The organism is Pseudoalteromonas sp. S1610, assembly GCF_005887465.1.
Taxonomy (GTDB): domain Bacteria; phylum Pseudomonadota; class Gammaproteobacteria; order Enterobacterales; family Alteromonadaceae; genus Pseudoalteromonas; species Pseudoalteromonas undina.
In genome coordinates this window covers 1-20,151 of record NZ_PNDI01000069.1, presented here as the reverse complement: position 1 = coordinate 20,151, position 20,151 = coordinate 1, and the positions used below count along the sequence as shown (strand labels likewise).

The following is a 20,151-nucleotide window of genomic DNA, read 5'->3' as shown; positions in this document are numbered from 1 at the left end:
TTATGGGGAATAACCACACCACATAGGCGCTGCCTTGCCTAAATACCAAACAGACTGCTGCAAATTCAACCTTAAAAGGTCAACAGACCCTAACTTCCTCTCTAAAGAGTAAGTAATGCTGAAACTTATCTTTATGCATAATACCCGCAATACACTCGCTATTCTAGCATCGCACTTAACCGTCCGATTTTTTAGGTCGCTATTTTATCCAAAGCTATTTTTATTAATAAAGAATTTATCGGCCGCTCTATATTCTTATACTAAGTGTTCATTATTACAGAACACATTTTTTACAGCTTGGAAAACCTTCATGCTTGCTCTAGTATCTAATTGTCTTAGCTCATAATTTGCATTTTAATGAAATCATTTCCATCACTGTATTTTGCCAATTTATTTTTAATTATTGGTACCGGCTTACTTACAACCTATTTAGCCCTTTATTTAGGTAAACAAGGCACGTCTACGTTTTGGATAGGCCTAATGACCTCGTGTTATTACCTTGGCTTATTACTGGGTTCAAAACTTGGCTATCATTTAATTAAATCGGTGGGTCACATCAGAACCTTTGCCGCAAGTACCGCTGCAGTGACAGCCTGTGTGGCCGCACACGGAGTAAGCGACAATCTATATATATGGTTAGGCCTTAGGCTTTTTGTTGGCTTAGGGATGATGTGTAATTACATGGTGCTAGAAAGCTGGCTAAACGAACAATCAGCGCCTGAGTCTCGCGGGCGAGTCTTCTCTTTTTATATGATCACCTCTTACTTAGGCATGATTTTAGGACAACTAGCGCTCGCACAATTTCCTGAGCTAGGGTATGCACCGCTATTTTTAGTGTGCATGGCGTTGGCTATCGGTATTATTCCAATTTCTATCACTCGCAGAATTCACCCCAAACCCTTAAAGCCGATAAAAATGAGCCTGTTTGATTACGCTAAAAAAGTGCCACAGTCGCTTACTGCGGTGCACTTTGCAGGCATTATCAATGGTAGTTTTTATGGCCTAGCGCCTATATTTGCTAAGCTATCTGGCTTTGGTGCCGCAGAAATTGCTATTTTTATGTCGGTGACTATTTTTGCTGGTTTGCTAGCCCAGTGGCCAATGGGGATGCTCTCTGATCGCGTTCGTCGTAGCGTATTAATTCGAACTAATGCAGCAGCTATCGGTGTTGTAAGTTTGGCATTGTTTTTATTGCCTACTTCACAACTAACAGCTTACATACTCACTTTTATCTTTGGTTTATTTGCGTTTACTTTATATCCGCTTTGTTCGGCGCTAGCTAATTCGCGTGTTGAGGACGAAGAGCGCGTAGGCGTATCATCTGCATTATTAGTCGCTTTTGGCGCCGGTGCAGCAATAGGCTCAACAGTTAACGCACAGCTGATGACCTACTTTGGTCACCAAGCATTGTATGCGTCAATTTCGCTATTAACCGTGGCTATGTACTTACTACTAACCTTTATTAACTCTAAACAAAAAGTTGAACAGCCAGAGCCCAGTGATTATGTGGTCGGTACATCCGATGTTACCAACTCGCCACTTGCAGCTACGATGGATCCGCGCATTGAAGAAACTACCGCGCAAGATCAAATGTTGGTAGTAGATGAAGATGATGATGAGTTTTTTGAGCACCCCCAAAGGGAGCTGTTTAAAGATCTTCACGAAGATGACGTGAAAAATTAACTTATGCTGCTTTTAATGCTTTCAAAACACGCTAAGCAAACATCAATTAAGGGAGTAATTATACTCCCTTAATTGTTTTAGCTTTTAAGCAAACCCTGTTTCAATATCTCGAAAAGTCCACTTCCCATTTGGATCTGCAATATCAATTAACTCGCATGCCTTTTTATTCCATGCAGCCAAGCAAGTAATATAGTTTGTTAGTTGGTGATATGCACGATCAGGGGCGTCAGGGCGAATTCTCGACATAGTAAACCCTGAATAAGTAGCACCGCTTCCCACCCAGCTCACAATTGAAGAAGCAACACTACCACCAGGAACAGCAAAACCAACAGTTGTAGTAACAAGGCCTAAAATAGTTGCCGCTTTCTCAACACTATTACCTGTTTTCATAATATCTTCGTTTATCACTGGGTGTAATAAAGCTAATAAGTTGATTGCTTGGGGCTGATTTGAAGCAATAGCAACATCGTTAGATGTTTTTGCAACACTACCGGGTGCTGAAGCTCCCCCACGCATAGCAGGAAGTAAGCTATTAAAAGATTTTTGACTATTATTACTGGTAGAAAAAACAACGGACTGTGTCGTTAAGCCACCGGCTTTAACACGCTTTTGATCCCTAGGTGTTACAGTAGATTTATAGGTGCGTTGTAAGCGGCGATAAACCGCAGCACTGCACTGTGTCATTTGGATTGCCAAAGCGGCTTGCTCTTTGAAAGCCCGCCCAATAGCGCGCTCAGAAAGTTGAGTTAGTTGCGCTTTTTTCTTCAGCACATTTTGACCAATGATAATATCCACAAAAATATCCTTATTTATTATATGATAAGGCCGATTCTAGCATAATGCTAAGCAGAGATAACAGCTCAAAAAGAAAAACCTCATTGGCTTATCTGTGGCTTAAGATCGCTTAAGCCTAAATGGATAGTCATTTCAAAATTATCAGGCTGTACAGCAACATCACTCAAACCTGTTCTCGCAAAATAATCTTCAAAGTCTTGCTGATATTTAGCCGAAAACTGCGAATACGCGGTAATAAACAAACTTAGCTTTTTAGCTATTATTGGGTAGGTAGCGGCAAGTTCCCGCAGTTTTTCAGGTTCAGCAAAGGCAAATTCAGCATAAATATTAAAGTCGTTTCCGACAGAGGTTTTACCATAATCAGACAAAAATCCTGCGTTATAATCGGGTGCAGATTTATACTTTGTAAGCGCGTCAAAATTAGATGCTGCGGGTTTCCAGCCTTTTGGCAGCAAAGCTTGCCATGCAAATATAACGAAAGGTGAACGTATATAAACTAACGAGCTTAATTCATGATGAACTCCTTTCAATGAGTTTTCGAAGTTAAAGTTCGTGCCATTCCATCCTGAGAGATTAACTAGAATTATGGAATTACTTGAATAGGTTCCTCCAGCAGCAGCCCCCTCTATAAGCATAGGACCAGAGAGATAAATAGCGTCAATTACTTCAGCAACAAACCCTTGAGGATAGGTCGTTAATGCGGCCTCAATACCATTAAGTGAGTCAGAAGCATCTGCAAGCGTAGTCATTTCCATTTCAAGAATTGGAGGCTCTCCATCACTAACTGCAAATTGTTCAGGGAAAAATAAACGGGGTTCACCAGCTTGAATGTCTATTTGGTGTGTTTTGGATAAACGATTAGCTTGCTCTGTTTCACTTTCGAAATATGAACACGCACTAATAAATAATAAAAAAACGAATATTGCTTTTTTCATTTATAAAATCCTTTTTAATGAGCATGCCTGAATGTTGCCACCGCTACTACTGAGAAGCAAAATCTAACAACAGCATGGAAGCAACTTAAAGCTCTAAATTTCATCTACCTAGAGTAAATAAAATAGAAAATAACAGGCAAACCTTAAAATAACTACATCCTTTTTAGCCAACCCAAAATAAAAAAATCAAGAGACCTTTTATATAGGTAAAATACTACCCCTGTATTTTTAATTAAATTTTAAAACTATTTCACCCCTTTTCTATTTGCCAACCGTTATAGCTCTGAAACAACATAATAAGTTAATTTGGAGCGGCTTATGCACACACTTGAATTCCCTAAAAACCCCATGTTCAAAACATCAACAGCTGTTATTGGCGGTGCTGTGATGACCTTTATTGCATTCGCCTTTATGCAATACTTAATTAGTGGCGAACAAAGAGCACCTATAAAATTGGGTGATGGTATTACTGTTGAGATTTTTCAAGCACCAGAAGATAAACAAACCACGCATATTAAAAGAATACCGCCACCACCCACACCTAAAGTGCCGCCTAAAGCACCACCACGTGTAACACCTAGTAATGAGCCAATAACAGCAATAACAGCAATAACCACAGCACCACCCATAATAATTGACGGATTTGGTAACGATATGAAGCAAACACTGACCCGCCCTACGGGAGATGCTTCACCCATTGTGCGCATAAATCCTAAATACCCAACTAGCGCAGCACGTGATGGTATAGAAGGCTGGGTGCAACTTAGCTTTAATATTTCACCCACAGGTGAAGTGATTGATGCCACGGTAGTAAATTCCGAGCCAAAACGCATATTTGATCGCGAAGCACTTCGCGCCATTAAACGCTGGAAATATCGTCCAAAAGTAATTGAAGGTGTGGCACAATTACAAACAGGTCAAACCGTACAGCTTGATTTTAAATTAGACAGTTCGCAGTAAAGGAATAAGCGCCTATGCTATTGAGTATTAAGTCATGGTTATTTGAAGCGCCAAGCAAAGACTGCATGGCGCGGTATGCAAAAAGTGGCGACAACCGCCACTTAGAGCAGCTTATTGCCTTATACAGTAACGATTTATATCACTACCTAGTTACCCAGTCTAATACACACTTAGCATACGACGTAAGCCAACAAACATGGCTAAAGGTTATTGAAAAGCGCCACCTTTACCAAGCACAAACCACGCCCAAAGCCTGGTTATTTAAACTCGCACGCAACACCCTAATAGACGAATACCGCAAACAGCAACACTTTGTCGAGCTTGACGAAAACAGCCAACTACCTGCGCAAAATAACAATCAAAGTGAATTAACAAGTAGTGACTCACACATAGGCGACACACACATAAGTTATGAAGCGTTTAATGCTGCGCTTAAGCAACTTAGTTTTGTGCAGCGCGAAGCCATCACCTTACAACAAGAAGGCTTTAGCCTTGCCGACATAGAGCTTATAACGCAAAGCAACGCCCAAACCATAAAAACAAGGCTACGCTACGCCAAACAAAACCTAAAACAATTATTAGGAGATTATAATGAACAAGCCTGATGAGCAGTTTAATGAAAAGCTCACACAACATTATAACGAGCGTAAAGCACGTACCAGACTTTCGCACGCTCAGCAACAGGCGTTAAAACATAGCGTAATCCAAAAACAACCTAAAAAGCTTGGCTTTGCCCTGCAACTCACAAGCCTTACCTGCGCACTGGGCTTACTGGCTTTTATAGTTCTCGACAGTAACAACGTGATAAATACTGCCCCTAAAACCGTATTAAACACCATAGATATACACGACTACTCGTTTATAACAACGCATGAAATAGATCAAACAGGTAACTACGCAAGCACTATAACGCAACAAAAACGCGCGCTCGACACCCAACTAGCAAACGACTTACGCCGCCATCAACAACACCATATAGAATACGGCACGCTCGTAAAGGTCGACAACGACTGGTACATAGCCAGCTGCAATGACGAAGTACTCGTACAAATTAAGCAGTCACTGCTCAGTGATTTAAAGGGAAGGCACGCAGTAGAAAGTAATATAAATACGGGTGATATGCTCGCTATGGCACATAACGGCAAAGGGCAGATTATAGGGCTTAAACATGCAGGGGTTGGAGCCAAGCAGTGTAGGGCTTAATTTTTAATTAACTTAACCTGAAACTTAACTCAAATCTAAATACTTAAATGGAACTAAAGAAATGGAATTAAATTACATCATAGAAATAAGCAAAATAGTTGCGGTACTGTTTACTGGATTCTCATTTCTTTTTGGCATTTATATTTATATGATTAACTCAAAAAAAGAAAGAGTAAAATCAACTCTAGAATATTGGGGAAAGTTTTATCAAGAGATTATCCCATTCATTACTGCCTTTAATACACAGTATTCAGGTAAGCTCCATGCCAAAGAAATCAGGGAAATGGATAACCTACCTGATACAAAAAATACACTTCATAACATTCTTAATAAATATGAGCAGTTAGCTATAGGAATTGACTTAAAGGCATATGAAATAAAAGCTTTAAACTTATTATCTGGCCAAGAGATAATAAGTAGCTTTCATCGATACGAAGGATATATATTTCATAGACGTATTCAAAAGAACAACCCTCAAATATGGTCTCAATTCGAGGAGTTAACAAAAAACCTAATAAAGCTGCGAAATTCAAATAACTTTTAATTCGTTAAATACAAAAGTAAAACATTGAAGATTGAAGGCTTGAGAGAGTTTAAATGAAAAAAATACTATTCCTATTATTAACCTTAATATTTGTATCTGCCTGCGATTTTCAACAAAGCGAGCCTGAGATACCGAATAAGCCCAGTGGAGTACCAGATAAAGCATTTTGGGTCGGTGGTTTAGACGGCGGTGTATTTGTCTTAATAGAAAAGAATAAAAATTTAGAAGCAAATGAATATCTAGGTGAAATATATTTTGTATCCGGAGATATAGCGTACAAAGGAAAAATGAGTATTTTCCCAAAAGATAATTCCATTATAGATTATATGAACCCTAGAACTTACCAAGGCTGGGATGGAGATACCTTGTATGTTGTAGGGAATAAGCAACTCAATGTTCAAGAGTAAGCCAATAAAAAAGCCTGCATATTTGCAGGCTTTAAACTCACTCACTTTGTTGGGTTTCGCTACGCTCAACCCAACCTACAAAACAATTAAGCTCGTTACTAAGTAAGCAACAAACGTTAGGCCGCCGCCAACTAATGCATAGGGTAACTGGGTTTTAACGTGGGTGAGTAAATCACAACCTGAGGCAATGGCTGATACTGCGCTGGTGTCGGATATAGGGGAACAATGATCGCCAAATATCCCGCCGCCTAAAATAGCGCCTACCACCAGCGATGGCGGTAAACCAAGCGCTTGAATAAGCGGTACGCCAATGGGGATAAGTATGGCAAATGTGCCCCAAGATGTACCTGTAGTAAACGACATAACCGCACCGGTTAAAAATAGCACTGGCACTATTAAATATATCGGTAAGTAATCGCCAACCAAAGATGCCACAAACACGCCTGTACCTAGCTCTTTTAAGCTTGCGCCCAAGGTCAGCGAGAGCAATACAATACTTACCAGTGGGAGTAATTCGCCCATGCCTTTAAAGCCGGTATCAACAAGTTGGTGGTGGGTAAACTGGCGCGAACCAATCATTAAGCAATAGGCCACAACAATAGCCAGTACCGTGGCATACAATACCGATTTTGAACCACTGCCCTCGGCAAGTACGCCGTTACCAGTGTAAAACATAAAGCCAACCATACTAACAATTAACGTTAACAGTGGCACTAGCATAAAGCGTGCTTTAGAACCTGTTACTTCTTCTTTTAGTTCGGTTGTTTGTAGCTCTAGTTTTTGCTCGGCTACTTTCATTGGGCCATGTACTTTATCGAACGCAATGGTATAAAAAACAATAACTAGGGTGATTATGGCGTAAAAGTTATAGCCTACGCTGCCCCACAATACCGATACCGCCGACTCGCCTAATTCGTAATTACCTAACAAGCCCAGTACAAATGCACCCCAGCCATTTAATAATATTAAAATACACACAGGGGCGCTGGTGCTATCGATTATGTAAGCTAAACGCGCGCGGCTCATTTTAAATTTGTCGAACAGGCCACGAGATAAAATACCTGAGGTAAGCACACTTAAGTTTGACTCTATAAATACCGCAACGCCGGTAAACATAGTTAAAAAGCCCACTTGGCGCTTACTTTTCGCAACGCCTTTGTTCATTAGTAAATTAACGGTAGCAGCAACACCGCCCGATTCGCGAATATAGGCAAGTAAGGCGCCTATTAAAATACTAAAGATGAGTATACGGGTATTACCGGGAGAACTGGCCACAGCAACTATGCGCTCAATGCTATTTAAAAACGTAGTAAATACGCTATTTCCTTCACCTTGTAATGCGAGTAAAAATTCCGATGAAATTACCGCAACAAGCAGCGCCATAATGACTTCTTTGCGCCAAAACACAATAATAATGGCAATCAGCGGTGGCAAAATAGAATACCAATGCATAAACAAACCTTTTTAATTTTTATAATAAACGCGGCTTTAACAGCCTTGGTTAGTTAATAGTAAGCAGTTAACTTAATAGATTTACACCATTAAGTCACTCACTGAGTTTACTGATTTAACAGCGCCTCATAAATTAATGAAACAATAGAACCATATTGAGCTGTTTCAAAGTTTTTACCTACAAACTGATAACGTTTTTCACTACCTTTAATTGGTGAATGGCGTGCATTGGTAAGCAAAACAATAGCTAAATCGTAAGCGGGATCAATCACAGTTACTGTGCCAGTCCAACCTGTGTGTCCATAAGCTTGTGGGCTGGCATATGGGCCAAAGTGCCAGCGCCGCGCTTGATTATTTCCTGCAAGACGAAAACCTAAGCCGTAGGTTTCATCGGTACTTTGTGGGGTTAAAAACTGCGCCAAACTACTGGCATTAAAAATTTGCTTATCGCCGTAACCGCCCTTGTTGAGCAACACTTGGCATAAAACGGCTAAATCGGGGGCATTACTAAATAGTCCGGCATGGCCTGCTACACCATCAAGTGAATAAAAAGCACGCTCATCATGTACCTGCCCTTGCAGTACATTGGTGCGAATATTATCAAAATGAATACGGCCATCGCGGGTATTTCCACTTAGCTCCGTTGCGGCAAATTGCTGACGTTTAAAGCCTTTTTTAAGCGGGTTAAATAAGGTGTTATTGAGCTTTAAAGGCGCGTAAATATGCTGCTCTAGGTATTCGTCGAGCGGTTGGCCGCTAATACGCTCAATTAAAACACCTAAAATCATGTAATCAATATCAGAGTAAACATGCTGGGCGCTTGGCTCGCTAGCTAGTGGCACGCTGGTGAGCAGTAATTGTTTGGTGGTGTCGCTGGCTTGTGAAAAAAACGCCTCGCCATAGCGGGTATCTTTTCGATGAAAGTCGAACACTGGCGGATAACCGGCTTTATGAGTGAGTAAATCTTTAACTTGGCGCAGCTCTCGTCCATCGCCTTGGTATTCTGTTAGGTAATCACTCACTCTGTTATTTATATTTAATCGCCCTTCGCTCACAAGCTTCATTAGTGCAAAGTTAGTGGCAAATATCTTTGTGTTTGAGGCTAAATCAAAGAGTGTATTTGTTTGCATAGGCTCTGGGCGTAACAACATTAAGTCATTTTGCTGATATTGCTTGGCATCACCATAAGCGGTTAATTTTAATATCTTACCCGCTTTAACAATCGCTAGTACCGCACCAGGAAAGCCCGCACTTACATCTTTTTCTATTAGCTTATCTACCGCACTAAAATCAATGGTTTTAGCCGCTGAGCTATTTAGAGTAGCAAAGGCAAATCGCAGCGTTAAACTGCCGTCAGCAGGTTGAATGTTATCAATCTTAAAAGTGTTAACTCCGTTGTGAGTGTACTGCCCTAAATTAAAGGCATACTCAGTATTTTTTTGCAGGGTATCAAGCGCTAACTTTTTATTATTAATATAAATATCGGCACTTAAGGCACTTTCATTTTGTAGTAATAATTTTCCGCGCCCTTTATACGCTTTAAAGGTGCCACGATTATTTACATATTCTCTGCTGCTGGGGTTGGACTCAGGAAAGGTGGCAATAACTTGCGCATTAGCGAGGCTTTGTATTTGATTAGGAATAAACGGGCGCTGAGATTTAATTGCACTGCTTGCGCCACTGCAACCGGTAATAATAAAGCAAAGCGCAATTGTCAGCGCGTTAAAAAAAGTACGCTTTGCTAACACGGAAAAATTTAAATACACACCCATTCCTTTATTGGTAGAGCAAATAAGGCGCTCTTTGCTGTTTAAATTGCTCAAGCCCCGCTTGCCAACTTTGTTTAATTTCCTCAGCTGATCGCCCCGCTTCTATGGCAAGCCTGAGCTGATCAGTTCCTGCGAGTTTATCCATAAAGTCGGCACGTTCAAAAAACGGCTGTTTAGCCTGAGTCAGTTGCTGGTAAGCATTAATTAAATAATTTAAGTTTAAGCCAGTGGTATTACTATGGCGTAAATCAATCCCTTTCACCATCTGGTTTTTAAACTTTGGATTAAGCGCTGCGCCTTTTATTGAACGCGGGGTAAAACTAAATTCTCCAAGCGCCACTGGCGAATAACCAATAACCTGAAAGGCAAAATCAGTTCCTCTACCTATGCTAACAGGGGTTGCTTCAAAAAAGCACAACGACGGATACAGCGCTATTGATTGATCGTTGGGTAAATTAGGGCTTGGTTTTACCGGCAAGCTATAACGACTGGTGCGGGTGTAATGAGCAACACTGATCACGCTCAGTTGTAAATTAGCCGCTTGATTGATCCAGCCCTCGCCTTTGATCATTTTAGCCAGCTCGCCTACCGTCATACCGTGTAATACAGGGATTGGGTGCATACCCACAAACGATTTAAACTGCGGTTCTAAAATTGGCCCATCAATGTGGCTAATATTAGGATTTGGCCTATCAAGTACTATAAATTCAACACCTTGTTCAGCCGCAGCCTCCATCATGTAATGCATAGAGCTAATGTAAGTATAAAAACGTACGCCCACATCTTGAATATCAAAAATAATGATATCAACATCGCTAAGCACCTTGGCGCTTGGTTTTTTGTTTTTACCGTAAATAGAAATCAGTGGAATACCGGTTTTGCTATCAACGGCGTTTTTAACATGTGCTCCCGCATCATGATCGCCTCGAAAGCCATGCTCAGGTGCAAAAATTTTAGTGATGTTGATGTTTTTAGCCAGCAAGCTATCAACCAGATGTGTTTGACCCACGACAGAAGTTTGATTGACCACCAGCCCTACACGTTTATTTTTTAATTGGGGTAAGTACAAAGCAAACTGTTCTGCACCTACAGTTATTGAATGTTTAGCCTCATTTGCGTGTGCGGTAACAGTAAAAAGTGGGCATAAAATAAATAAGAATATAAAAAATACGGTTTTAAACATACTGCAAGATCCTTTTAAACAAGACGTTCAAAATAACACAGCCGAGTTTAAAGAGCAGCTTAGGTTTTAGGTTTTAGGAATGAGAAGCTGCGCTGCTAATATAAGCAAGTTCTTTGTATATTTAAGTTTTTAAAGCCGTTATTCACAAAGAGGTTAAGAGCCGCTGCGCTTTTAGAGAAGTAATTAAAAATTTATAAGTCAAAAGCAACGTAAGCAAAGCTCTTCGTTTACATTAAAAATGTTAGCGGTGGTGTTACTTAAAAAACCACCGTTATTGTTTTATTAAGCTTTTTAAATTTTTACTGTACGTTCTACTCACCTTTAGGTTTTTTTCATTATCTAACACTGCCATGTATTCAGAGTTACGTAATGGGTTGAGCTGTTTGATGTGGCTTAAATTAACAATGGTTGATTTATGTATGCGTAAGAAGTCTTCTGGTAAGGTGTTTTTTTCAAGATCTTTTAAACGCGCTCGCATTACATAGGTTTCTATCAGTGTATGAACACACATATAATCGCCAGCGGCGTCGATCCATAAAATATCTTTAAACGGAATTATTTGAATCGGGTTTTTAGCATCTTGGATCACTAAGTTTTCGGCTTCAAATTTATAGTCAGAATTAGCAGAAGCAGCGATTTCGTCGGGGTCATTTTTCACCAATGACTGCTGTACTTCAATGAGCTCGTTTTTACTATTTAGCTTTGCAGTATTAATAACTCTATCAATCGCTTCAGCTAAGCGGTCTAACTTAACGGGTTTAAGTAAGTAATCAAGTGCGCGCACTTCAAATGCTTTAACCGCATGTTGGTGAAATGCAGTAACAAAAATAACCGCTGGGCAGCTTTCTGGCTGAAAATGTTTAATTAACTCAAAGCCTGATTTTGTTGGCATTTCTATATCTAAAAAAACTAAATCTACGTCATGTTTGTTCAGTATATTAATTGCTTCATCAACACTTTGGGCACTGCCAATCATGTCTATTTCGTCAAAAGCTTCCAAACGAATACGTAACCCTTCAATAGCGCTGTATTCATCGTCAACCAGTAAAGTTTTTAATTGAATCATTATTGCAAACCATTAATAGGAAGAGAAATACACAGCCATGCGCCGCCTGTTTTGGCATTGCCTTTTTCAATACGATGGCTGTTTCCATAGATTAATTTTAAGCGTTGCTCACAATTAGCCAAGCCTATGCCTCTTTTTGATTTTTTGTTGTCGTTAAACCCTTTGCCAGTATCTGCAACTTTAATGAGCAATGCGTTTTTTGTTTTTTCAACATTGATTGTGATCACCATTTTTTGATCTGCTCGCATACCATGTTTTAAGGCATTTTCGACTAAAGGTTGAATTAATAAGGAAGGGATTAATAAATCGTTGCATGGTTCATCAACGCTTATATTAACCTCTAACCGGTCGGTAAATCGACACTGCTCTATATCTAAGTAGGTTTTTAATATGGCAATTTCTTCTTTAATCGCTACTTTTTCAAGTGGGTCGGTATACAAGCTATGACGCAGTAAGTCACATAGTTTTTCGAGCATATTAACAGCCTGCAAACTTTCTTTTTTTAAGATTAAGGTGCAAATGGCATTAATGCTGTTAAACATAAAATGCGGGTTAAGCTGGTATCGTAGCATTTTAAGTTGCGACTCTTTGGCAAGGTGCGTCGCTTCGGCGGCTTTTTGAGTTTGCTCTAAATTATCTAAATAAATTTTAATTGCATAATAAAAAGCAGTCCATGTTGAAAGCATAGTTAACGATGCTGACGTCCAAGTACCAAAGTCAAACCACGACATGGCAAGCCAGCCATTGCCATATAACCATTGCAAAGTAACCCACTTTATTTGTGTCCAAACTAATGTTGCAGTTAACAACAGTATTAAGTGTGATGCGACTTTCGTTTTGAATGCGTGCTTGCTTGAGCAGTTGTAAGCTCTTCTTAAAGCTAGCGTGATCAAAAAGCCACATGTTACATCAATGATTAAATGTGGTATGTGTATTGACCACGGCTCTTCGCTGGGTATTTTAATCATCAGCTCAGTTAGCATTGCATATACAATCCAACCACAACTTTGAAATAACCAGAAAAGGTGGCTTCTGGGGTTTTTGGCATTCACATTCGTAGATCCAGTTTTAAAGGCAGCCGATTATCTTTTCTTTGTCGACTGCCATTGAGTGTGGCTAATTTGCGCAATTTAATTTTGAAGCATTATTATCTGGCTTCTTCGTTAAGGTTACATCTGCAATTGCTAAGCGTAAGTTACGACTAGTTACGCGCAGTACATCTGTTATCTCTGCAGATACATCGCCATCATTACAATTTAACGGTATTGCCAAAGTATGCCAGCGTTTATCAGACATTACCTTGTTTAACGATGAAAATTTAATGCTTCTTAAACAATTACTTTCGTTACACATAAGCTGTAATTTAGTGTCTTGCTCAGGCGCTTTATCTAACCGCAGTTTTAATTCAAGATAGGCGTTATTAAATTTGCTATCAAGTAGTTCAGGCTTTAAATAGCTTAGACTCAGCGTTGCATTAGCAAATTGAGATGGCCAACTAAATTGTCTTGCATCTTCTTGATACGACAAGTTCACTGACTGCATGAGCAGGCTTTTTTTATCACCACTGGTTGCCGATGAGCCGGTCGTTAAAACGTGTGCTGTTGTGCTATCTGTTAGTTTCCAAGTCAGGTTTTTAGCTAAGCTTCTTACAAACAAAGGCTGGGCATTACTTTTTACGTTTTTTCTAGGCGTGGTTTTTTCACTTAAGGCGGACATATTGATGCTGTCTTGATAAGTTAACCCATAACCATACGCAAACAAGGGATCGTAATTGGCATCACCACGGTTTAAATTAAATTGCTCATCGTATTTTGGCCATGAAAAACTCAGCTTACCGACAAAATCAAACTGAGCATTCCCTTGTTGGTCCGTGAGTAATACATCGGCAACACCTTGGCCTTCAGAGCCTGGCAACCATGCAGCAACAAAAGCATCAGATGCATTGAGCTCTTTATTTACCCAAAGCGGGCGGCCACTCAAAAAGACGGTGACAACAGGAATATTATCGGCCTTCAGTTTACGCAGTAATTTGAGAGCCTGGTTAGTTTCAGGCTGAAACTCTAGTCGTTCTATATCTCCAAACCACTCTGCATAAGGTTCTTCACCAATAACTACAATGGCTACGTCTGGCTTGGTTTTATACTCACCAGACTCACTTAAGCTTATTTCACCGCCTGCTTTTAAAACGGATGATTGTAATCCTGAGAAAATAGAGGTCGCATTTAAAAAGTCACTGTTGGTGTTGTCAGTACCTTGCCAAGACACACTCCAACCTCCTGCTTGCATATTGATTGCATTAGCGCCTTTGCCGGCAACCAAAATATGGCTAGTTGGGTTTATTGGCAACAGGTTATTGTTGTTTTTTAATAACACTAATGACTTTCTTACCGCTTCTCTTGCCAGCTCTCGATGTTCAGGAGCACCTAACCATTGCGGGTATTGTGACTCAGGACGCGAGGATGGTTTACCCTTTGTAAACACACCCCAGCGAATTTTAGCTCTTAAAAAACGCCTAACAGCATCATCTATTCGTGATTGAGGTATAACACCCGCTTTAACTTGCTCAACAGTATTATGATAAAAGGCTTCAAAATGCTCTGGCACCATGATCACATCAACGCCCACGTTAATTGCTTGCGCACATTGCTCTAAATCGCAGCCTTCTACAAACTTATGCGCATTCCAATCGCTTACAACAAATCCATCAAAACCTAACTGGTTTTTAAGTACATCCGTTAATAAATGTTTATCGCCATGTACACGTTTACCATTCCAGCTATTGAAGGATGCCATAACGGATTGCACTCCCTCATTAATCGCTGAAAAGTAACCCGGGCTGTGAATATCTCTTAACCCTTTTTCATCAATTAGCGTATTACCGCGGTCAATACCTCGCTCAGTTCCTCCATCTCCCACAAAGTGCTTAGCGGTGGCAATACGGTTACTGCCTTTTAAAAAGTCAGCGCCTATGTCACCTTGGATACCAGTCACCATGTTACCCGCATAGTATTTAACTAAGTCAGGATCTTCTGAATAGCTTTCATAGGTTCTCCCCCAGCGAGCATCTCTGACAACCGCTACTGTGGGTGCAAAACTCCACTCAATACCCGTGGCCGACACTTCCTTTGCTGTTGCTTGCCCTATACGTTTTATTAAATCGCCATCGCGCGCTGCGCCTAAGCCAATATTGTGTGGAAATAACGTAGCACCATACACATTGCTATGCCCATGCATGGCATCGGTCCCCCACACCGTCGGGATCGCAATACCATCTATGGTCGAATCCATAGAAGCCAGGTACATTTCATCTGCGTATTTTAACCAAGTAGCTTGATCCGCTCGTTTGTTACCATAAGGGGCGGTATTCCCGCCATTTAGATAAGAGCCAAATCCATACTTTTTCATTTGCTCGACAGTTAAATAGCCAATTTCTGGCTGTATCATTTGCGCAACTTTTTGCTCTATAGTCATTGTTTCGAGCAGTTTATCAATCTGTTTTTCAACGCCAGGATCACGCTTAAGTTGTGTGTTCACATAAGGCCAATTAACTTGCTGATTGTCTGCACTCAATACATTTTGGCAGTTGAACATGCCAAAAACAGGCAATAAGCAAAGTAATAATTTAGGGTGTTTTATTTTCGACATTTAAAACCTTTGAGATTAAATACTGTTTTATAAATACGGATTGATTAATTTAGTGTGGAATATATTCAATAAAATCATAATATGCCCATGAAGGGCTGCCGTAGTATTGACCCGGAAAGTAATTTCCTTGAGTCGAGTTGTCACCATTCCACTGGTTAATCATTATTTTTGTTTTATCAATTGGCCACGCATAGCTGGGAATTTCATTATTAGCTATTACGCCATCCCCATTGTCTTTGTACATCACTCTAATTGTTTTCTCGTTTCCTTGTGAGTCGAAGAGATACCAACGAATTGATGAACTAGACCAGTCGAAGCCAATGGTTAATAAGTTTTCTCTGTAATCAAGCCCGAATTGGCTTAAATCAATATCCTCTTCCCAGCTTTGATATGTGCCTCCTTGGGGCTGGTAGATAACATTGGTATGAACGACATTGCCTAAAGAAGGTAATAGTTCGATATCTATCTCTTGCCACGCACGTCCTGGCGAATCCCACCATGAGGTGTAAGTAAAAATAGAAGACACGGTACCGGCGATATTGCCCGACTTAACACTACCTTGTACCTTACCAAAACTATAAAAGTGATTACTTTGCAGCTCAGCACACGCACCTTCTGATAAGGAAAGAGTGATGCCGTGTTGACTTGGATTAATCATTCCTGGAGTAAATTCGCAGCCAAAAGGCGAGCCATTATCGCCACTACGTGCACTCCAAATACGAGTGTCAAATCCCCACGAAAAATCGTCTTTAAAATAGTTAGCGTGTGTGGCGGGTGAAATAACTATAAGGCCAGCAACCAAGGTTGAAATTAGCTTCGTTTTCATTATTAAATTCCTTATTTAATCAAGCACCTCCTACAGTACTCTAGCCTGTAGGAGGGTAATTTTTTACTCGGTTATTTAGAATGAAAAACCCGCTCTCATGCCGTAGTATCTCGGCATGCCAAAGCTGCCTTTGGGGATCCCTTTGCCAGTATTATTCCAGTATTGAATAGTTTCATCTGAGGCATTATTAACAAACACTTCTGCAAACCAGTTTTGTCCTTGCGGCTCATACTTAATAGAGGCGTTAAATACGGCAAATGCATCGCGGCTATCATCGATATATTTTGTTGCTTCATCTGGCACTTGAAAATCCATGTCATCTAAATGTTTATCAACATTCCATACCGTTGAGTACGATTCATCTTTCCAGCTGGCATTTAGCCATGCGTGAACAAAACCATATTCTCCTAAGTTAAGTGTATGTGTGTAACTTATATTGGCGGTGAACTCAGGGGTCATTGCTAAGTTATTCCCCTTAAGATTGGTAGCTAACAGGGTATTTTCAGGATCTTTTGATTCTTCATAAGAAATATCAAACAGATACTCCGCGTCGTAGTCCCATTTAGTATTCCAATCTTCAGTAACTTTTGCATCAGTCCACGTTACGTAACCACTAATTCGGCCATTTGGATACGGCTTCCAGTCAAACTCAAGCTCAATACCTTTTATTGTTGAACCAGGGACATTTTGTGTGTAATAAGCAATGACAGGTTTGTTTTGAAAATCAAGAACAGGCTCGCCATTACCGTCTAAAACGGGAGAACCATCTTCACCTTCGACTACAGATAAGCGCTCAACATTACCGATAGAGCCTACTGATGCATATTGCATATCGGTGTAGTCAGTATAGAAAAATGCCGCTTTTAAGTTTAATGAGTTATCAAAAAAGCTCGATTTAGCCCCTAATTCCCAAGTAAGTACTTCTTCTGGATTAAACTTGGTTTCAAAACGAGTAACGTCACCGGTTCTGTCGTTTACCACTTCGTAAACATCACCAATACCACCGGCTTTAAAGCCACTGGCAAGATAGGTATAAACCATGGTTTCAGGTGAAATGTCATAATCTAAACCGACACGAAAATCATGGTGTTTCCAGCTTCCCTTATTGTCGTTTTCAAAGTACGACGCATAAATAGAAGGGTCTTCGTAGTAATCAACAGGAAGGTTATTTAAATCAGTTCTATTTAACCAACCTACGGCGCAGCCATCAGCATTAGAACAGCGATAGGTTTTTCCGCCTTTATCTTCTTTTGTTTCATCACTAAATCGATAGCCAAGTGTTAGGTGTAACTTTTCAGTTAAGTTGTATGTACCTTGGCCAAATAATGCGAGGGCATCGGTAGAACGATCGGGTTGATCCCAAAATGCTTTGTCATCCATAGGATTATCGTAATAACCTAAGGTTTTTGTTCTTTCATGAAAGTAATTTATACCTGCAATCCAGATAAAGTCGCCATATTCATCAGATTGTATTTGCAGCTCAGTTGAAAAAGATTCTGCGCCAGTGCCGTCTAAAAAGTAAGTTGCGCCATCCCAAGGGTCTAAACCTACTTCACTATCTTGTGCTGAAGAGCGTTCCATATCTTCATAGCCCAATAACCAGACAAGCGAATATTCATCGTTTATGTCGTAGTTAAGAGTATTTCTTAAGTACGTAATGTCTAAATTAAGCTTACCGGGTACATTTACAACCGCCTGATAAGTATTATCGCTGGGTAAAAAGTTGGTGCAGTCACCACCTAGTTCAGCACTTCTGCCGCGAATTTTATCGCAGTTAACTAAATCTAGGTTGTTGTTGCTATCATTTACATACTTTTGAAAAACAGTGTGGTTTGAAAAATTACCATCTAAAGGCTCCCATAGGGTGCTAACTCTAAATGAATATTCATCTGCATTATTGTAAAAATTGCTTTTATCAGCTGGTGTTAGTGCGCGAACTTTTTGCGCTTCTGGATCTGTGCCAGCGCCATCTATCCACCAGTTTTCTCGTTGGGTAATTGTTTGACCCACACCTTGATAAGAATCTTCAGAGATTACCGGCGCATTAAGAATATCGTCGCTTAAACGTCTTGAGTCATATTGGTTAGGATCGTAATACCCTTCTAAATAAGAATCCCGTTTCAAGCCTTTTCCTGAAAACCTAACGGCAAATTCATCATTAATAGGAATATTTAAAACGGCATCAATATTTTTACTATTAAAGTTTCCCGCTTCGATACTAACGTTGCCATATAAGTCGGTAAACTCTGGCTTTGCTGAAATAACATTGATACTACCCACCGTTGAGTTACGACCAAATAGGGTGCCTTGTGGGCCCCTTAGTGCTTCAACTCTGTCTATGTCATACATCAATGCAAGGGCACCTTGCATACGTGGTGAGTAAATACCATCAAGGTGAACACCCACAGCCGGATCGCCAAGCTCAGTAATATTGGTAGAGCGTACACCTCGCATAGAAATAACCGGCGCAGCTTGATCTGTTGCAGTTGAAATATCTAAGCCAGGAACTAAGTTAGCAATATCCTTAACGCTATTAACACCGTTTCTTTTCAGCTCGGCTTCAGTTAATGCTGTAATGGCGACAGGTGTTTCCATTAGTCTTGTTTTGCGCTTAGTTGCTGTTACCGAAATGATTTCTAATGAAACTGTTTCTTTTTCTGACGCTTGCTTTTTATCCGTAGAAGCTTCTTGAGCATTCAATGGCATTGAACAAGCCAGCGCAACGGCTATTGATAGTGCTGTTTTATTTATTGTGTGCATGTTTGACCTTTTGGATGTGTGTGTAAACGTTAAACTTTGTTACTTTTATTTAACAGTCTTATAGTATCCATACGGCTTATTTTTAATACTAGTCAAATACGCCAAGGCGAGTTAGATATAATACAAACCGAAATTGCTCTCTAATTTATGAAGCCAAAACTAGATAAATCTCGAGTATTTTCTCCGTAGTCTAGCCTTTTGATTCTATTTCAGACATAAAAAATCGGCTTAGTGTCGGCTTATTTATAAAAGCGGTAGAAGCAGGATATCTCTTGTAAGGGTTAACCTGTGACTGCCTGGTTCGTAGCTAGAAGAAGCGGCACATCTCCGTGAGCAAGCAAGCCCTTTGTCTACATTGAAAAGTTGGCGGTGGTATTATTTCTAGACCGTAGCTTACAGACATTTAAATACTCATTGTGATTTTGAACTTCTCATTTGCTCCTCATTCATTTCTCTTTGTGCATTTAGGTTTTTAAGGGCGTTATTCACAAAGAGCTTAAGAGGCGCTGCGCTTTTAGAGAAGTGACTGGATGCAAAATTTAGCGGTGTACATAATTGGGTTTAACTAATATCTGTTAGCTGTCTCAAATTTCAGGCACAAAAAAACCGACTTAATGTCGGCTTATGTATGAAAGTGGTGAGCGCAGGACGTATCTTTTAAGAGTGAACCTCTGACCATCTGGTTCGTAGCTAGCTACTTTCCCATATTCACTTTATTTTAGGCACAAAAAAACCGACTTAATGTCGGCTTATTTATGAAAGTGCTGGGCGAGGACGTATCTTGTAAGAGTGAACCTCTGACAGTCTGGTTCGTAGCTAGCTACTTTGCCAATTTCACTTTATTTTAGGCACAAAAAAACCGACTTTCGTCGGTTTCTTTTCTATTAACTTTTGTAGTAATAGAAAGTGGTGGGCGCAGGAGG

16 protein-coding genes are annotated in these 20,151 nt (G+C 40.1%); 6 read left to right on the top strand and 10 right to left on the bottom strand.

Going from position 1 to position 20,151, the window contains the following annotated elements; all coding sequences use genetic code 11:
* The first annotated feature begins 357 nt into the window (after window positions 1-357).
* Window positions 358-1,683 carry an MFS transporter gene (locus tag CWB77_RS17155; RefSeq protein ID WP_054201880.1) on the top strand — a complete coding sequence of 442 codons (1,326 nt, stop codon included), beginning with the start codon at window positions 358-360 and terminating at the stop codon, window positions 1,681-1,683.
* A gap of 84 nt (window positions 1,684-1,767) precedes the next feature.
* Here CWB77_RS17155 and CWB77_RS17150 read toward each other — a convergent pair whose 3' ends face one another.
* Complete coding sequence (locus CWB77_RS17150) at window positions 1,768-2,478, bottom strand: hypothetical protein (RefSeq protein WP_010387555.1); 711 nt, start codon at window positions 2,476-2,478, stop codon at window positions 1,768-1,770.
* Between the two features lie 80 nt (window positions 2,479-2,558).
* The gene (locus tag CWB77_RS17145; RefSeq protein ID WP_138623750.1) at window positions 2,559-3,413 is read right to left on the bottom strand and encodes a hypothetical protein; all 855 of its coding nucleotides are present in this window, start codon (window positions 3,411-3,413) and stop codon (window positions 2,559-2,561) included.
* A gap of 318 nt (window positions 3,414-3,731) precedes the next feature.
* Here CWB77_RS17145 and CWB77_RS17140 point away from each other — a divergent pair, with 318 nt between their 5' ends.
* The 5 genes from CWB77_RS17140 to CWB77_RS17120 all read left to right on the top strand — a co-directional run bounded on the left by CWB77_RS17140 (window position 3,732) and on the right by CWB77_RS17120 (window position 6,527).
* Window positions 3,732-4,373 carry an energy transducer TonB gene (locus tag CWB77_RS17140; protein ID WP_138623748.1) on the top strand — a complete coding sequence of 214 codons (642 nt, stop codon included), beginning with the start codon at window positions 3,732-3,734 and terminating at the stop codon, window positions 4,371-4,373.
* Between the two features lie 14 nt (window positions 4,374-4,387).
* Complete coding sequence (locus CWB77_RS17135; protein WP_131691640.1) at window positions 4,388-4,978, top strand: sigma-70 family RNA polymerase sigma factor; 591 nt, start codon at window positions 4,388-4,390, stop codon at window positions 4,976-4,978.
* Window positions 4,965-5,576 carry a hypothetical protein gene (locus CWB77_RS17130; protein ID WP_138623746.1) on the top strand — a complete coding sequence of 204 codons (612 nt, stop codon included), beginning with the start codon at window positions 4,965-4,967 and terminating at the stop codon, window positions 5,574-5,576. The genes CWB77_RS17135 and CWB77_RS17130 overlap by 14 nt, the downstream gene beginning before the upstream one ends.
* A gap of 61 nt (window positions 5,577-5,637) precedes the next feature.
* The gene (locus tag CWB77_RS17125) at window positions 5,638-6,120 is read left to right on the top strand and encodes a DUF4760 domain-containing protein (RefSeq protein WP_138623744.1); all 483 of its coding nucleotides are present in this window, start codon (window positions 5,638-5,640) and stop codon (window positions 6,118-6,120) included.
* 53 nt (window positions 6,121-6,173) lie between these two features.
* Window positions 6,174-6,527 (top strand): hypothetical protein, encoded by a 354-nt coding sequence (locus CWB77_RS17120; RefSeq protein WP_138623742.1) that lies wholly within the window; start codon window positions 6,174-6,176, stop codon window positions 6,525-6,527.
* 75 nt (window positions 6,528-6,602) lie between these two features.
* Here CWB77_RS17120 and CWB77_RS17115 read toward each other — a convergent pair whose 3' ends face one another.
* The 8 genes from CWB77_RS17115 to CWB77_RS17080 form a co-directional block, all read right to left on the bottom strand.
* Window positions 6,603-7,979, bottom strand: coding sequence for a Na+/H+ antiporter NhaC family protein (locus CWB77_RS17115; protein WP_138623740.1), 1,377 nt, complete (start codon window positions 7,977-7,979; stop codon window positions 6,603-6,605).
* A gap of 107 nt (window positions 7,980-8,086) precedes the next feature.
* Complete coding sequence (gene pbp4b / locus CWB77_RS17110) at window positions 8,087-9,751, bottom strand: penicillin binding protein PBP4B (RefSeq protein ID WP_502705063.1); 1,665 nt, start codon at window positions 9,749-9,751, stop codon at window positions 8,087-8,089.
* Between the two features lie 4 nt (window positions 9,752-9,755).
* Window positions 9,756-10,931: an exo-beta-N-acetylmuramidase NamZ family protein gene (locus CWB77_RS17105; protein ID WP_138623736.1), complete on the bottom strand. Its 1,176-nt coding sequence runs from the start codon at window positions 10,929-10,931 to the stop codon at window positions 9,756-9,758.
* Window positions 10,932-11,202: 271 nt separating this feature from the next.
* Complete coding sequence (locus CWB77_RS17100) at window positions 11,203-11,997, bottom strand: LytR/AlgR family response regulator transcription factor (RefSeq protein ID WP_138623734.1); 795 nt, start codon at window positions 11,995-11,997, stop codon at window positions 11,203-11,205.
* On the bottom strand, window positions 11,997-12,980 hold the full coding sequence (locus CWB77_RS17095) for a sensor histidine kinase (RefSeq protein ID WP_138623732.1): 984 nt from the start codon (window positions 12,978-12,980) through the stop codon (window positions 11,997-11,999). The genes CWB77_RS17100 and CWB77_RS17095 overlap by 1 nt, the downstream gene beginning before the upstream one ends.
* 133 nt (window positions 12,981-13,113) lie before the next feature.
* The gene (locus tag CWB77_RS17090; RefSeq protein ID WP_138623730.1) at window positions 13,114-15,642 is read right to left on the bottom strand and encodes a glycoside hydrolase family 3 protein; all 2,529 of its coding nucleotides are present in this window, start codon (window positions 15,640-15,642) and stop codon (window positions 13,114-13,116) included.
* Window positions 15,643-15,691: 49 nt separating this feature from the next.
* Window positions 15,692-16,468: a family 16 glycosylhydrolase gene (locus tag CWB77_RS17085; protein ID WP_075169810.1), complete on the bottom strand. Its 777-nt coding sequence runs from the start codon at window positions 16,466-16,468 to the stop codon at window positions 15,692-15,694.
* A gap of 75 nt (window positions 16,469-16,543) precedes the next feature.
* Window positions 16,544-19,228, bottom strand: a complete 2,685-nt coding sequence (locus CWB77_RS17080; RefSeq protein ID WP_138623729.1) for a TonB-dependent receptor — start codon at window positions 19,226-19,228, stop codon at window positions 16,544-16,546.
* Window positions 19,229-20,151: the final 923 nt, after the last annotated feature.